General features: G+C 39.0%; 14 protein-coding genes and 1 pseudogene. 7 read left to right on the top strand and 8 right to left on the bottom strand.

Features of this window, described 5'->3' with window-relative positions; all coding sequences use genetic code 11:
* Position 1 precedes the first annotated feature (1 nt).
* The 5 genes and pseudogenes from hemL to QAP06_RS05915 all read left to right on the top strand — a co-directional run bounded on the left by hemL (position 2) and on the right by QAP06_RS05915 (position 3,841).
* Positions 2-1,294 carry a glutamate-1-semialdehyde 2,1-aminomutase gene (gene hemL, locus QAP06_RS05935; RefSeq protein ID WP_286465427.1) on the top strand — a complete coding sequence of 431 codons (1,293 nt, stop codon included), beginning with the start codon at positions 2-4 and terminating at the stop codon, positions 1,292-1,294.
* A 5-nt stretch (positions 1,295-1,299) separates the two neighbouring features.
* The gene (locus tag QAP06_RS05930) at positions 1,300-1,563 is read left to right on the top strand and encodes an AtpZ/AtpI family protein (protein WP_162970701.1); all 264 of its coding nucleotides are present in this window, start codon (positions 1,300-1,302) and stop codon (positions 1,561-1,563) included.
* A gap of 15 nt (positions 1,564-1,578) precedes the next feature.
* Positions 1,579-1,980 carry a hypothetical protein gene (locus tag QAP06_RS05925; RefSeq protein WP_286465426.1) on the top strand — a complete coding sequence of 134 codons (402 nt, stop codon included), beginning with the start codon at positions 1,579-1,581 and terminating at the stop codon, positions 1,978-1,980.
* 83 nt (positions 1,981-2,063) lie between these two features.
* Complete coding sequence (locus QAP06_RS05920) at positions 2,064-2,948, top strand: carbon-nitrogen hydrolase family protein (protein ID WP_286465425.1); 885 nt, start codon at positions 2,064-2,066, stop codon at positions 2,946-2,948.
* Between the two features lie 12 nt (positions 2,949-2,960).
* Positions 2,961-3,841: pseudogene (locus QAP06_RS05915) on the top strand (polysaccharide deacetylase family protein).
* 51 nt (positions 3,842-3,892) lie between these two features.
* On the opposite strand, the gene QAP06_RS05910 reads toward QAP06_RS05915, so the two are convergent.
* Both QAP06_RS05910 and QAP06_RS05905 read right to left on the bottom strand, forming a co-directional pair.
* Positions 3,893-4,585, bottom strand: a complete 693-nt coding sequence (locus QAP06_RS05910) for a restriction endonuclease (protein WP_286465424.1) — start codon at positions 4,583-4,585, stop codon at positions 3,893-3,895.
* Positions 4,586-4,595: 10 nt separating this feature from the next.
* Positions 4,596-5,705, bottom strand: a complete 1,110-nt coding sequence (locus tag QAP06_RS05905) for a DNA-methyltransferase (protein ID WP_286465423.1) — start codon at positions 5,703-5,705, stop codon at positions 4,596-4,598.
* Positions 5,706-5,800: 95 nt separating this feature from the next.
* On the opposite strand from QAP06_RS05905, the gene QAP06_RS05900 reads away from it, so the two are divergent.
* The gene (locus QAP06_RS05900) at positions 5,801-6,175 is read left to right on the top strand and encodes a hypothetical protein (RefSeq protein ID WP_128073264.1); all 375 of its coding nucleotides are present in this window, start codon (positions 5,801-5,803) and stop codon (positions 6,173-6,175) included.
* A complete protein-coding gene (locus tag QAP06_RS05895) occupies positions 6,175-7,137 on the top strand; it encodes a CobW family GTP-binding protein (protein ID WP_286465421.1) in 963 nt (320 codons plus the stop codon). The genes QAP06_RS05900 and QAP06_RS05895 overlap by 1 nt, the downstream gene beginning before the upstream one ends.
* Positions 7,138-7,142: 5 nt before the next feature.
* On the opposite strand, the gene QAP06_RS05890 is transcribed toward QAP06_RS05895, so the two are convergent.
* The 6 genes from QAP06_RS05890 to QAP06_RS05865 form a co-directional block, all read right to left on the bottom strand.
* Positions 7,143-8,288, bottom strand: a complete 1,146-nt coding sequence (locus tag QAP06_RS05890; RefSeq protein ID WP_286465420.1) for a YbfB/YjiJ family MFS transporter — start codon at positions 8,286-8,288, stop codon at positions 7,143-7,145.
* Positions 8,289-8,672: 384 nt separating this feature from the next.
* Entirely contained in the window at positions 8,673-9,428 is a 756-nt protein-coding gene (locus QAP06_RS05885) for a HugZ family heme oxygenase (RefSeq protein WP_286465418.1), read from the bottom strand.
* Between the two features lie 60 nt (positions 9,429-9,488).
* On the bottom strand, positions 9,489-11,114 hold the full coding sequence (gene argS / locus QAP06_RS05880; protein ID WP_286465417.1) for an arginine--tRNA ligase: 1,626 nt from the start codon (positions 11,112-11,114) through the stop codon (positions 9,489-9,491).
* Positions 11,115-11,116: 2 nt separating this feature from the next.
* Positions 11,117-11,356: a twin-arginine translocase TatA/TatE family subunit gene (gene tatA, locus QAP06_RS05875; RefSeq protein WP_000508588.1), complete on the bottom strand. Its 240-nt coding sequence runs from the start codon at positions 11,354-11,356 to the stop codon at positions 11,117-11,119.
* A gap of 70 nt (positions 11,357-11,426) precedes the next feature.
* Entirely contained in the window at positions 11,427-12,047 is a 621-nt protein-coding gene (gene gmk, locus QAP06_RS05870) for a guanylate kinase (RefSeq protein WP_000551231.1), read from the bottom strand.
* Entirely contained in the window at positions 12,040-13,449 is a 1,410-nt protein-coding gene (locus tag QAP06_RS05865) for a hypothetical protein (protein ID WP_286465416.1), read from the bottom strand. The genes gmk and QAP06_RS05865 overlap by 8 nt, the downstream gene beginning before the upstream one ends.
* Positions 13,450-13,539 lie beyond the last annotated feature (90 nt).

Below are 13,539 nucleotides of genomic sequence, written 5' to 3'. Positions count from 1 at the left end.
CATGGAGTTGTTGCACAGCATTAATGATTTTAATGAAGCTAAGCAGGTGATCGCTGGGGGGGTCAATTCACCTGTGAGGGCGTTTAAGAGCGTTAAAGGCACTCCCCCCTTTATTTTAAAAGGCAAGGGGGCGTATCTTTATGATGTGGATAACAACCATTATATAGATTTTGTGCAAAGCTGGGGGCCTTTGATTTTTGGGCATGCTGATGAGGAGATTGAAAAAAATATTATTAATGCATTAAAAAAAGGCACTTCTTTTGGCGCTCCCACAGAGTTAGAAACCACTTTAGCTAAGGAAGTCATTTCTTGTTATGAAGGCTTAGATAAGGTGCGTTTAGTGAGTAGCGGCACGGAAGCGACCATGAGCGCGATACGACTCGCTAGGGCTTATAGCCAAAAAGACGATTTGATCAAGTTTGAAGGGTGCTATCATGGGCATAGCGATTCGTTATTAGTGAAAGCGGGTAGCGGGTGCGCCACTTTTGGCTCTCCTTCTTCTTTAGGCGTGCCGAACGATTTTAGCAAACACACTCTAGTGGCTCGTTATAACGATTTAAACTCTACAGAAGAGTGCTTTAAAAAAGGCGATGTGGGTTGCGTCATCATTGAACCCATTGCCGGGAATATGGGGTTAGTGCCGGCTCAAAAAGAGTTTTTATTGGGGTTAAAGGCTTTGTGTGAAAAATACCAAGCGGTGCTGATCTTAGATGAAGTGATGAGCGGTTTTAGAGCGAGTTTGAGCGGTTCGCAAGAATTTTATGGCGTGGTGCCGGATTTGGTAACCTTTGGTAAGGTGATAGGCGCTGGGCTTCCTTTGGCGTGTTTTGGGGGGCGTGCGGAAATTATGGACTTGCTTTCGCCCATTGGAGGCGTGTATCAAGCAGGCACGTTAAGCGGTAACCCCCTAGCGGTGTGCGCGGGGTTGAGTGCGCTTTATAAAATCAAAAGAGACAAAACCCTTTATATCCGCTTAAACGCTTTAGCCGTTCGTTTGACTCAAGGTTTAAAAAAGAGCGCTCAAAGCTATAACATCGCTTTAGAGACGCTTAACATGGGGAGCATGTTTGGCTTTTTCTTTAACGAAAATGCGGTGCACGATTTTGATGACGCTTTAAAAAGCGATACGGAAATGTTTGCAAAATTCCACCAAAAAATGCTCTTTAAGGGCGTTTATTTGGCATGTTCAAGCTTTGAAACCGGCTTTATTTGTGAGCCTATGACTGAAGAGATGATTGATTTGGTGGTTGCAAAGGCTGATGAAAGTTTTGATGAAATCATAAAAGGTGTGTGAATTTTTTGAAAAAGCCAAAGTATTATAAATTCATAGAGGGGGCGAATTATTTGAGCTTGGGGCTGTCTATGGTGGTAGCGATCCTTATGGGCGTGGCTATAGGCTATGGGCTTAAAAAACTCACTCATATTTCGTGGCTTTTTTGGCTTGGGGTTATTTGGGGCGTGTTAGCGAGCTTTCTCAATGTCTATAAAGCTTATAAAAGCATGCAAAAAGATTATGAAGAATTAGCCAAAGACCCTAAACACACACAAAACAAAACAAAATAAATCCAATCAAATCCCATGTGCCAAATCCAATGCTTGCTTATTTTACTTTCTATCAATATAGTTAGCGCGATTATCGTTTATTTTTTCCAAGCGTTTCAAGGGGTTTTGAATTTTGAAGGGGGGTTTTTAGGGTTTTTTATCGTGGCGTTGTCTTCGTATTACGGCGTTAAAAAGCGTTTGGATTTAAGGAAACAAAATAGAGAAAAAGAAGAAAAGCAAAAATTCCAAAAATTCGCCCTGGGTTTGGAAATGTCTTTTAATGTGTGGCGTTTAGGGGGGTATGGGGTTTTACTAGGCATTTTAGGAGCGCTTTTATTCTTGCATCTTTTTAACGGGTTAATCTTTCTTATCGGCGTGTTTGTGAGCTCGCTCTCTAGCGCGTTATTACGATTTTTGAATAATAATGGTAAGTTTTGACACAAACTCCTATGGATTTTAACCCCTTTAATCCTCTTTTAATTTTTAATCCTATACAATAAAAACAAAAATGGGAGTGGATCTTGAAAACAAAAAATCCCGCTAAAAGAATCCTAAAAACCGCTGTGATTCAAATGCAATCCAAACCCTACGCCTTAAATGAAAACCTGCAATTAGCGCTCAATCTGGCTAAAGAAGCCCACGACAAAGGTGCGAATCTCATTGTTTTACCGGAATTGTTTGATAGCGGTTATTGCGTGAATGATAAAGACGCAGAGTTTGGGATAGATCTTAAAGCGATGGAGCATGGTGAAAAAACGCTAAAAAACGAGTCGTTGAGCGCGTTGAGTAATTTTGCAAAATCTAATAAAGTGCATCTAGTGGCGTGCAGCATTGAAAAAACGGATAAAAAACTCTACGACAGTGCTTATATCATTCCACTAAAAGGCGGGATCGTTGGAAAACACCGCAAGATTTATTTGTGGGGCGATGAAAAATCGCGCTTCAAAAGGGGTAAAAAATACGAGGTTTTTACGCTGGATTTTGGGGATTTTAGTGCGAAAGTGGGTTTGCAAATTTGCTATGAAATCGGCTTTGGCGTGGGTGCAAATCTTTTAGCGTTACAAGGGGCTGAGGTTTTAATCTATCCTAGCGCGTTTGGCAAAGCTAGGGCTTATAATTGGGATTTATTGAGCAAGGCTAGAGCGTTAGAAAATGGCTGTTTTGTGTGCGCGTGCAATCATAGTGGGGAAGAAACTAACGCTCAATTGAAACAAACGCTAGAGTTTGCCGGCGATTCAAGAATCATCGCGCCCAATGGGAAAATCATCGCGCAAGCCACCAAGCTTAATGAAGTCATTATCGCCGAAATGGATTTAAACGAAGTGGCGTTGCAACGCCAAAAAATCCCTTATTTACAAGATTTTGACACCAAACTCACCAAAAAGGGGTTTGGAAAACTCACTTAAAAAGGAGCGATTATGGCAAAAGAAATTTTAGTGGCTTATGGCGTGGATATTGATGCGGTGGCTGGTTGGCTAGGGAGCTATGGTGGGGAGGATTCGCCTGATGATATTTCGCGCGGGCTTTTTGCGGGTGAAGTAGGGATCCCACGGCTTTTGAAATTGTTTAAAAAATACCATCTCCCGGCGACTTGGTTTTCGCCGGGGCATTCTATTGAAACTTTTCCTGAACAAATGAAAATGATCGTGGATGGAGGGCATGAAGTGGCGCGCATGGGTATTCGCATGAAAACCCTATCGCTATGACGGCCAAGCAAGAAGAAGATGTTTTGTTAAAAAGCGTTGAATTGATTAAAGATCTCACCGGCAAAGCCCCCACAGGCTATGTGGCACCGTGGTGGGAGTTTTCCAATATCACTAATGAATTGCTTTTAAAACACGGCTTCAAATACGACCACTCGCTCATGCACAATGATTTCACGCCCTATTATGTGCGCGTGGGGGATAGTTGGAGCAAGATTGATTATAGTTTGGAAGCCAAGGATTGGATGAAGCCTTTAATCCGTGGGGCGGAAACCGATCTGGTGGAAATCCCTGCGAACTGGTATTTAGACGATTTACCGCCGATGATGTTTATCAAAAAATCCCCCAATAGTTTTGGTTTTGTAAGCCCGCACGATATAGGGCAAATGTGGATCGATCAATTTGATTGGGTTTATCGTGAGATGGACTATGCGGTGTTTAGCATGACAATCCACCCTGATGTGAGCGGACGCCCGCAAGTGTTGCTCATGCATGAAAAAATCATTGAGCATATCAACAAGCACGAGGGCGTGCGTTGGGTAACATTCAATGAAATCGCTGATGATTTCTTAAAACGAAGCCCTAGAAAAAAATAGCGATTGGAATTGTATCTAAGTTGGTGTGAATTTAGTGATTCACGCTAACTGCTATAAATAAACTTTCAATTCATTCTCTATTAGTTTGATTGCTTTAATGAGAATCTGTTCATCTAAAGGTTTGAAATTTTTGTGTGTGGGTTGGTTTATGTTTCTTTCGCCTTTGAGTAAGGTTACTATATTCAGATTCACGCTTTCAAAGTAGCTCATTATAGAATGCGTGGGTTTTGATCCCAATAGGGTTTCTGGTAAAGCTGAATAATCCCCTCCTAATTGACTTTCTAGCTGAAATAAATAACAAGATATATTTGGATATAAAGTTTTAAGGAGATGAAAATCTACTAATATTCGCTTTAGCATAGCATTTTCCGTATAGGCTTTACACTCTATCCCCATAACCAATTGATTATCCACAAATATATGTTTATCAACGCTCAATCCGTAATAATAATCTTTCTTACGCTCTAATATATATGCCCTTACTTGTTTGTTAGCTATATTTTCTATGTAGCTGTCTTTGATAGGAATCTTTATTTTATTAGAATTTATTTCAAGCCTATTAGTGTTAGCGCCAATATTTTGCCACGCTATTTTTACAATCTCTTCGCTGATGTGTTCTAGTAATTTGCCTTTAGCGCTTCTTATAACTCCGCCATACGCCCTGTCATGTTGCTCCAGAGCATCTTTATCAATATCTTTAACCACGCTATTATAAACTTGTATAATATCTTCTATAGAACTCAAATCACATCTCTCAATTAAATAAATTTGTTACTTCTTCTAGTCTTGCTCTTGCTACTTCACAATATTTTTCGCTAATGTCTATGCCTATGAAACGGCGTCCTAGTTGTTTGGCGACTTTTGTCGTTGTCCCTGCACCATTAAATGGGTCTAATACAATATCATTTTGATAGGAAAATAGTTTTAAACATCGCTTTACTAATTCTTCTGGGAACATTGCATCATGCCCGTATTGTTTCATGTTGCGTTCTGGAGCAAAGTTCCACTTTCCATAAACCCACTTTTTAAACTCATCATCGGTTATGTCAATGCTGTTTTTATCGCCCTCTTTTTTAAGGCTATTTTTGCAAAAAATTTCAATAAACTCCCACGAATATTTTAAATAGGGTGCAGCAGGGCTTTTCCAGCTTCCCCAAGTGCAGTATTTGCAGTTGTAGTTATTCTTTTCCCATAAAATCTCGCCTTTCCAAATAAGCCCTTCATCAATGAAAAATTTGCTAATAAAATGGTGCGTAGGGATATAATCGCTAAACATAGGCTGGATATTGACAATGATTCGCCCTCCGCTTTTTAATACACGAATACACTCTTTAAAAATGGCAAAAAGCGTGTTGAAATACTCTTGCCAAAGATTTGCATCCTGCGTTGCGTTGTAATTGATTCCAAAGTTGTAAGGTGGTGAAGTCAGCACTATATCTATGCAATTATTTGGGAGCTTTTTCAAAAACTCCAAGCTATCTTCGCAGTAAATTTGATTCAGACAGCTTTGAATCTCATTTGTCTCTTTGCTAAACTCTTTTTTGTAAGATTCGTAAGCCAATCTTGCCTTTGCGTTTTGCTTTTTGTTGGCGACTTTTTTGGCTTTGTTGAAGCTCTTAAATACGATTTTGCCATTTTGACTAGAAAATGAGCGAATTTTATACAACTCCTCTAATGTCTTTTGAACCAGCATATTTTGTGTAGTAGATTCAAGCATTTTTAAATCCACAATGTCAAAATTAAGCGTGATATTTGAAGGATTAACAATCGATTCAATACCGCAAGATTGTAACAATGAAAGCGCGTCTGTTATCTCATCTGGTGCATAAATATTTTCTAGCGTGAGAGTTTTATAATCCTGCATTAAATTTCCTAATCAACAAACAATTAAACAGCACAAGATTTATTCTTGTTTTTTCAGTAAAATTGTAGCATGATTTAGTTTTAAAAGGTTGGAAGATGTGCGTTTTATGCGGAGAGCTTATCAGTTCTTTTCATTGGACCGATGGGACCGATGGGAGCGATAGTTGTGAGAATGAGAATTTGAAAGGGCAAAATGCGCTTATTAGCGCTAATGAAAACGCTAGAGAACGCAAAAGAGCACGACTCAAACGAGTAAGATTGCTCAATCAAATCCTGGCGTTTTATGGGCTAAAAATTAATGATTGGCAAGGCGCGAAGTTTGTGCTGTGCGATAAAAAAGGGCAAAGCGTGATCGTGAATGATTTGGGCGATTTGTGGGATAAGGCACAAAAATTAGCCAAAAAAGAGATGGACGCGCTAGATTCTCATCTGTTAGCGTTTTTAAATCAAAACACCAATGCCATTCGCTGATGCCAAAAATCCCTATCACGCTCATCACCGGTTTTTTAGGCAGCGGTAAAACGAGTTTTTTAAGCGAATATTTAAACCAAACAGATCACCAAGGCGTCGCTCTTATCATCAATGAAATCGGTCAAGCCGCCTTGGATCAACGCATCTTAAGCGTTCAATATTGCGGTGAAAAAATGCTCTATCTTAACGCAGGGTGCGTGTGTTGCAACAAGCGCATGGATTTAGTGGAGTCTCTAAAAGCCGTGCTCAACAACTATGAATGGCGCGGCGAAATTCTAAAGCGCATCATCATTGAAACCACCGGTTTAGCCAACCCAGCGCCGATTTTATGGACGATTTTGAGCGATGTTTTTTTAGGGGCGCATTTTGAGATTCAAAGCGTGGTGGCTTGCGTGGATGTTTTGAACGCTAAAACGCATTTAACAAACAACGAAGCTAAAGAGCAAATCGTTTTTGCTGATAGCGTTTTATTGACCAAAACGGATTTGCAAAACGACAGTGTGGCTTTAATCAAATTAAAAGAGCGCTTGCAAGCCATTAACCCTAGCGCAGAAATTTTTGACAAGAGGGCGATAGACTATGAGAGCCTCTTTTCACGCAAAAATAGAGCGCATCGTGTGATCTTGCCAGCAAAAGATTCGCACTCGCAAGGTTTTGAGACTTTAAGTATTAGCTTTGAAGGGGCGATGGAGTGGAGCGCGTTTGGGATTTGGCTAAGTTTGTTGTTGCATCAATACGGCACGCAGATTTTACGCATAAAGGGGATTATTGATATTGGAAGCGATCTTTTAGTGAGTATTAACGGCGTGATGCATGTCATTTACCCGCCTAAGCATATTTTAAAGGATCAAAACGGCTCTAACCTCGTTTTTATCATGCGCCATTTAGAGCGTGAAAAAATCTTAAATTCCTTAAAAGGTTTTAAGGATTTTCTCGGCATTAAGGGTTTTGAAACCCCATAATTTTTCTATTTATGGATAGCTGTTTGCATTTTAATAGGGAAAAGAACGATGAAGCTTAAAACCAAACACACCCCACAAATAACAAAAATCAAAACATAGCCCAAATCCCCTAAAAAGATCGTAAAAAGATACGAGAAAAGCGCTTGGAAAATGCCAAAAGAAAACACCACCCACGAAGACGCTTTAGCGAAATGCTTCGCGCCTGCAATTTTTAAAGCCATCATGCTGAATAAATTGATATTGGCGGTTGTGGCCGCTCCCATTATGAAGATGCTTAAATTGAGTAAAGAGATCTGGTGGAAAAAAATGGGCAAAAAGCATGCGATAGATTTTAAAATGAGGATAAAGATATTGGCTTCTTTAGCCCCTAGCCTTTGAGCCATGGGGCCGCTGATTAAAGAGCCAAGCGTAGCGCCAAAGCCAAAAAACGCCCATGAAGTCCCAGCGATAGTGGGGGAGATATTTAAATGACGGATCAAATAATCCACCCAAAAAAGCGTGTGCGGTAAAAAACCAATCGCATTGAGCGCGCAAGAAATGAGCAATAACCACAAATGAAAGGGGATTTTAAACGTGCTTTCTTCTTTTTTAACGGATTTTTTCCTTAAAGAACGGGTTTTTAACCCCACCAAGGAAAGGATAAAGGCTATCAGACAACTGCCCCCTAAAAAAATCCATGCCCATTTGATATTATAAGAGCTGATCCAAGGCAGAACAAACCCGCTAAAGACAGATCCAATGCCTACAGCGCTAAAAATAAACCCCCCCACTAAGGCTTTTTTATGTTCTTTGACATAGGGCAAAGAGAGAGGAGCGACTAAAATCATTAACGCGCTGCTAGCCACACCGGCGATAAAACGCCAGATCCAAAGCCAAAAGAAAGGGATACTATCAAAATAACAGACTAAAAAACTCAAAGCGATTAAGCCAAAACTGATTTTAGCGATGCTTTCTAATGACATTAATGGGCTTAAAAATTGGATTAAAAAACTCCCAAAAACATAGCCCATTAGCACCGCAATACCCAGTTGGAAGCTTTGGTGTGGGGTTAAACTCCCTGATAAAATGAGTAGGGGGATTAAAACCACATAGCCAAAACGAGCCAAGCCGTTAGACACAAAAACCCCTAAAAAGCAAACAAACATGCGCATTTTGATCCTTAACAAAGTTATAAAAAACAAGATCTTATATTATATTGAAACTTGTTAATTGATAGCACATAATAGTGCATAATGGAAGCGAGATGAGAATAAATTGAAGGAGCGTTCTTTTTGGATTAAATTATTAGTATTAGGGATTTCATACATTGGAATACATTTGCATTGGAATGTATTTAGAGCGTTATAGCATGAAAGCGTTTTTTTGTCATTTTGGAAAAACTTTGTCATTTTTTTGATTTTGATGCTTTTTGTTTCGTGTTAGCCCATAAAAAGGCTTTTAGCATTTTTTAAGATCAAATAGTAAAGAGCTTGATTTGCCGTAACCTTTTTAAAAAGCGGTCTTTTGGGGCGTTTGCCCCTTATGAGCGAGGAAGTTTATTTCTTGTGAGCGAAATTGTGCGGGTTGCCTTTATTCCCAACATAAGCGATTTTGTCGCCTGAAATGTCATAAGCTTGACCAAAGTCTTTCACAAAACGCCCTTCTTTGAAATCCAATGCGATCAAATGGAAATCTTGCATGGTGCGAATGGTTTTAATGCCCCCAGCACCGCCGGTTTTTTCAATGAAAGAATCAAACGCTTTGTCAAACTCCGCCCCTCTTTCAATAAAACGAGCGTTGGTTTTATAGCGCAAGCGTTTTCTCAAAATAGCGGATTTAGCCTTGCTCTCGTCTTCTAAAAACATCACTTCCACATTGTGGGGGTTGTTTTTAAGGCCGGCAAAATGTTCAGCCACTTCGCTCACATAAATGTAGTATTGTTTGCCATCTGTCATTAAAGGCGCATAAGAGCATACCACATGCCCACTAGGGTGTAAGGTCGCTAAACAAACAGAATCAAAGCCTTCTTTAAAGGCTTTAACTTCTTCTTCTACGCCTTTTAAGTCATGGGTTTTTTCTACGCTTTGACACAATTCAATGATCGCATTTTTATAGTCTTTAGGGTCTTTAACTTCGTGGTTAAATTCAATCCTTAAGGTTTGATTGTGGTTATAACCAATCACAACGCCTTGAGGATCCACGCTTTTAAAGGCGACATTTTCAGCGTGATGGACTTGTCCGAATTTTTTCAACAAACCTTTCATGTCTTCAACATGGTGAGCGTTCATGTGTTCTATAATACGATTAAGCATAATATTCTCCTTAGTTTCAAAAAATAAGGGGAATGTTATAACAAAAAATTAAATATTAGCTTAATCTTTAGCGGAAATTTTGGTTTTTATCTCTATGCCTAAAAGTTTGAAAGCGTTGCTTAAACTCAAGCTCACCATTAAACAAATTTTTAAAAGCTCTTTAGCTTTAGGGGTGTCTAAAATCTTGCCAGCGTTATAGAAGCGGTGGAATTCTGAAGCGAGAGTTTTTGCGTATTCGCACATTTTTTGCAAGCCGTATTCTTCAAAAGAAGATTCAATTGCTTTAGGCAAGCTTAAAGCGCTAAAAAGCAGGTATTTTTCTTCAGCGTTCAAATGGGTTAAAGGGGTTTGTAAAATTTCTTCTTTAGAAAAGGGCGATTTTTCTAGCATGGTGTGGATGCGCGAATTAGCGTAATGGATATAGTAAATGGGGTTTGAGCTGTCTTGCTTTTTTAAAGTATTGACATCAAATTCTAAATGGGTGTCAAGCCGTTTGCTCAAAAAAATAAACCTTAAAGCGTCTCTACCCACATCATCAACCATATCTTTAATCAAAATGAAATTACCCGCTCTTTTACTCATCTTGTAAGGCTCGTTATCTTTGAGCAAGCGCACCATTTGAGCGAGCAAGACTTCAAGCTTATTAGAATCATAGCCCAAAAACTCAAGGCTGGCTTTCACTCTAGCGATATAGCCGTGGTGGTCTGCCCCCCAAATGTTGATGTATTTGGTGTAATTTTGCTTGAATTTTTCATCATGATAGACAATATCGCCGGCTAAATAAGTGTAGCTCTTATCTTCTTTAATGAGCACCCGATCGCTTTCATCTTGGTAGAGTGAAGATTTGAGCCAGATTTTAGAATCCTTTTCATAAAGGGCGTTCGCTTTTTCTAATCGTTCAAACACCGCATCTTTATGTTTAAAAACTTCTTTTTCGCTCGCATAAGAATCAAAATGAATGCCTAAAGCGTCTAAATTGTCTTTAATTTCTAAAAGCATTAAATCTTTAGCATAGCCGCTTAAAATTTCAATAATCGTTTCTTCGTTTTCTTTAAAAAGACTCGGTTCTAAATCGTTGTTAGCCTTTTTAGCGATTTCAATGATGTATTCGCCCTTGTAAAAGACTTCCGGGTAAGTTACGCTTTCTTTTAAAACATGCTCTCTGTAAGCGAGCCATACAGAAAGCCCTAACAAGCGGATTTGAGAACCCATGTCATTGACATAATATTCGCACAAAACTTCATGCCCTAAAAAGCGAGCGATTTTAGCCAAACTATCGCCAAACACCGCCCCTCTAGCATGCCCTATGTGTAAAGGCCCTGTGGGGTTAGCGCTCACAAATTCTAAAAAGATTTTTTGAGAATGCTCGCTTTTAGCTTGAGAGCCAAATTGTTCTTTTAATTCTAAAGCTTTTTGGGTGGAACGCTCTAAAAAATCTAAAGAAAGCGTGAAATTGACATAGCCCTTACAAGCCACTACGCTGTCAAAAAGCCCTTGAGTTTTTTCATGCGTTCTGATTTTAAGGGCTAACTCTTCAGCGATAACTGAGGGCGATTTTTTAAAAACTTTGGCGAGATTGAAAGCAATGGGTGTAGCGTAATGCCCGTGCTCTCTGTCTTTAGGGTATTCAATAATGACTTCTTCTTCTAAAATCTCTTCTAAAACGCCCTTAATGAGAGTGTGCATGTTTAACTTTCTTGCTTGCTTTTAATCTCGCTACTCTCATGCACTTTGGTTTGCGTTGCTTGAGCGTCTAGGGTTTTTGGCTCGTTTTTAGCTTCTTCTTCATCGTCTTTCACGGCTTTTTTGAAATTCTTAATCCCACTGCCTAAACCTTTAGCCAACTCTGGGATCTTTTTAGCCCCAAATAACAACACAATCACTAATAAAACAATGACCCAATGCCATATGCTTGTGAATCCGCCCATATTCTACTCCTTAAACTATTGGTTGGTTTTTTCTCGAATTATAGCTTTTTTAAAAAATAATTGATAGGTTTTATAAGGATTCGTTTTTCCAAGCCTTGCATATTTTTTCAAAATTAAACGCTTTTAAGCGATAAACGAGAGTTTTGGCGATGCTTAAGATGATTTCTTTGGATTTTTCTAAATCTTCATTGATGATGAGATAATCAAAGCTCTCCAAGCACTGCATTTCTTTATAAGCGTTGATCAAGCGTTTTTCTATCGTCTCTTTAGAATCCGTCCCCCTTAAAAGCAAGCGCTCTTTTAAAATCTCTTGGTTTTTGGTGCTAATAAAGACTGAGCATGCATTGGGGTAATGCTTTTTAAGGATCTCATGCCCTTGTACATCAATATCAAAAATGACGATTTTGCCCTCTTTTAAGGCTTTTTCTACAGGGATTTTAGAAGTGCCATAATAGTGGTTATGTACGATCGCCCATTCTAAAAACTGCCCTTTTTCTATGCCTTGTTTGAATTCTTCTTCGCTGACAAAATTATAATGCAAGCCATCAACTTCGCCCTCTCTGGGCTTCCTTGTGGTGGTGGAAAGGGAAAAATGGGTTTTTGGGATTTTTTCTTGCAAATACTTTGTAAGGGTGCTTTTACCCGCTCCGCTAGGGCCTGAAAGGATGAGCAAATTAAAATCGTTATGCATTAGGTTTTTTATCCTCTAAAGTGATTTTAATGCTTAAGGTTTTGTTTTCTAAAAGGCTTTTTAAGGACTCTTGATTCAGGCTTTTTAATAAGTCCTGCAAATTCAAGCGCAATTCTAGGGGGCTAGAAATTTTATCGCTTTCTTCTTTTTCTTGCGGTGCTTCTGTGGCGTTCTCATTCTTGGAGGTTTCTGTAATGCTCTTTTTAGGGGTTTCTGTGTCGTTCTCATTATTAGGGGTTTTTGCAACGCTCTCATTTAAAAAGGGCAATTCTTCCCCCATCGCTTTAGCCATCACCGGCTCAGGAATGTCTTCAATGCTTTCGTAATGGTCTTCTTGGGTTTCTTCTTGGGGGGTTTCTTTATCTTGTAAATTTTGTGCACTTTCTTGCATGCTTTCATCTTTGGGTGTTTCTTTTTCTTGGGTTTCTTCCTGTGGGATTTCTTTTTCTTGCGCTTGGGGGATTTCTAATTCTTGCGGTGTTTCTGCGATTTCTTCTTTTTCTAATTCTTGTGCTTGTGTTTGTTCTGTAACAACTTCTTGGGTTTCTTGCGCTTCTTTTTTATTCTCGTTAGAGTTTTCTTGGATTTCTTTGACTAATTCTTGCATGGCCTCTAATTCTTGCGCGCTTGGGGAATCTTGTGTTTCTTCTTGTTTTTCCTCTTTAATTTCTTGTGTCTCTTTTTTGATTGGCTCTTGTTCTTTGATTGGCTCTTCTTGCGTTTCTTCTTTAACTTCTTCTTGCGTTTCCAACTCTTTAGAAACTTCTTCATCTTTAGGGGTTTCACTCTCTTGCGTTTCATCATCTTTAGGCTTTTCTTCTTGGGGCGTTTCTTTAACCTCTTCTTTTTCTTCTTCTTTAACCTCTTCTTTTTCTTCTTCTTTAACCTCTTCTTTTTCTTGCACATCTAAAGTGGGGAGCAATTGTTCTTCATTGTTAGGTTCTTCTTGTGCTAGGGCTTCTAAATCGCCTAAATTTTCTAATTCGTCCCAATTGGTTTCTAAAACTTCCTGAGTTGGGTATAAATTCTGGCTAGGCTCTAGCTCGCTCATGTCAGAACCAAGCTTTTTTTGAAGGATTTTTAAAATCTCAGTGGGTAAAAAAGGTTTTTGGATTTTCATCTCAAAGCCCTCTAAGAAGGGTTGCACTTCATTGCCCTTTTTATACATGCACACGCTGTTTTTATTTTGAGAGATGATTTCTTTTAATTCTAGCCAATCCACTTGGTCTAGTTTTTCCAAACATTCATCATCGGCTATCAAAAGCCATTCTGGATCTTTTTTAAGGTGCGCGGATAGCTCTTGATAGTGGTTAAAATTTTCTATAGGCAATTCTAATTTCTTAGAAACACTCTCAAGCAGCTTTGCGATCATGGGGTTTTGGTTGAATAGAATCATTTTCATTTTAGGGACTCCTTATTTTATTAAGAAACGCTTCTTTAAGCCTATCCATTTTTATCGCTTTTTTTAAATCTTTTATTATAATCAAAAATC

Origin of the sequence: Helicobacter pylori, from assembly GCF_030323545.1 — a bacterium.
GTDB lineage: Bacteria > Campylobacterota > Campylobacteria > Campylobacterales > Helicobacteraceae > Helicobacter > Helicobacter pylori_CO.
This window is presented reverse-complemented; position numbering and strand designations above follow the sequence as displayed.

What these genes read in the sequence shown, in the direction of transcription:
- hemL (WP_286465427.1), top strand. Translation starts at nt 2, where the DNA reads ATGGAGTTGTTGCACAGCATTAATGATTTTAATGAAGCTAAGCAGGTG.
- QAP06_RS05890 (WP_286465420.1), bottom strand. Translation starts at nt 8,288, where the DNA reads ATGCGCATGTTTGTTTGCTTTTTAGGGGTTTTTGTGTCTAACGGCTTG.
- QAP06_RS05925 (WP_286465426.1), top strand. Translation starts at nt 1,579, where the DNA reads ATGTGCCAAATCCAATGCTTGCTTATTTTACTTTCTATCAATATAGTT.
- QAP06_RS05895 (WP_286465421.1), top strand. Translation starts at nt 6,175, where the DNA reads ATGCCAAAAATCCCTATCACGCTCATCACCGGTTTTTTAGGCAGCGGT.
- QAP06_RS05865 (WP_286465416.1), bottom strand. Translation starts at nt 13,449, where the DNA reads ATGAAAATGATTCTATTCAACCAAAACCCCATGATCGCAAAGCTGCTT.
- QAP06_RS05885 (WP_286465418.1), bottom strand. Translation starts at nt 9,428, where the DNA reads ATGCTTAATCGTATTATAGAACACATGAACGCTCACCATGTTGAAGAC.
- argS (WP_286465417.1), bottom strand. Translation starts at nt 11,114, where the DNA reads ATGCACACTCTCATTAAGGGCGTTTTAGAAGAGATTTTAGAAGAAGAA.
- QAP06_RS05900 (WP_128073264.1), top strand. Translation starts at nt 5,801, where the DNA reads ATGTGCGTTTTATGCGGAGAGCTTATCAGTTCTTTTCATTGGACCGAT.
- gmk (WP_000551231.1), bottom strand. Translation starts at nt 12,047, where the DNA reads ATGCATAACGATTTTAATTTGCTCATCCTTTCAGGCCCTAGCGGAGCG.
- QAP06_RS05905 (WP_286465423.1), bottom strand. Translation starts at nt 5,705, where the DNA reads ATGCAGGATTATAAAACTCTCACGCTAGAAAATATTTATGCACCAGAT.
- tatA (WP_000508588.1), bottom strand. Translation starts at nt 11,356, where the DNA reads ATGGGCGGATTCACAAGCATATGGCATTGGGTCATTGTTTTATTAGTG.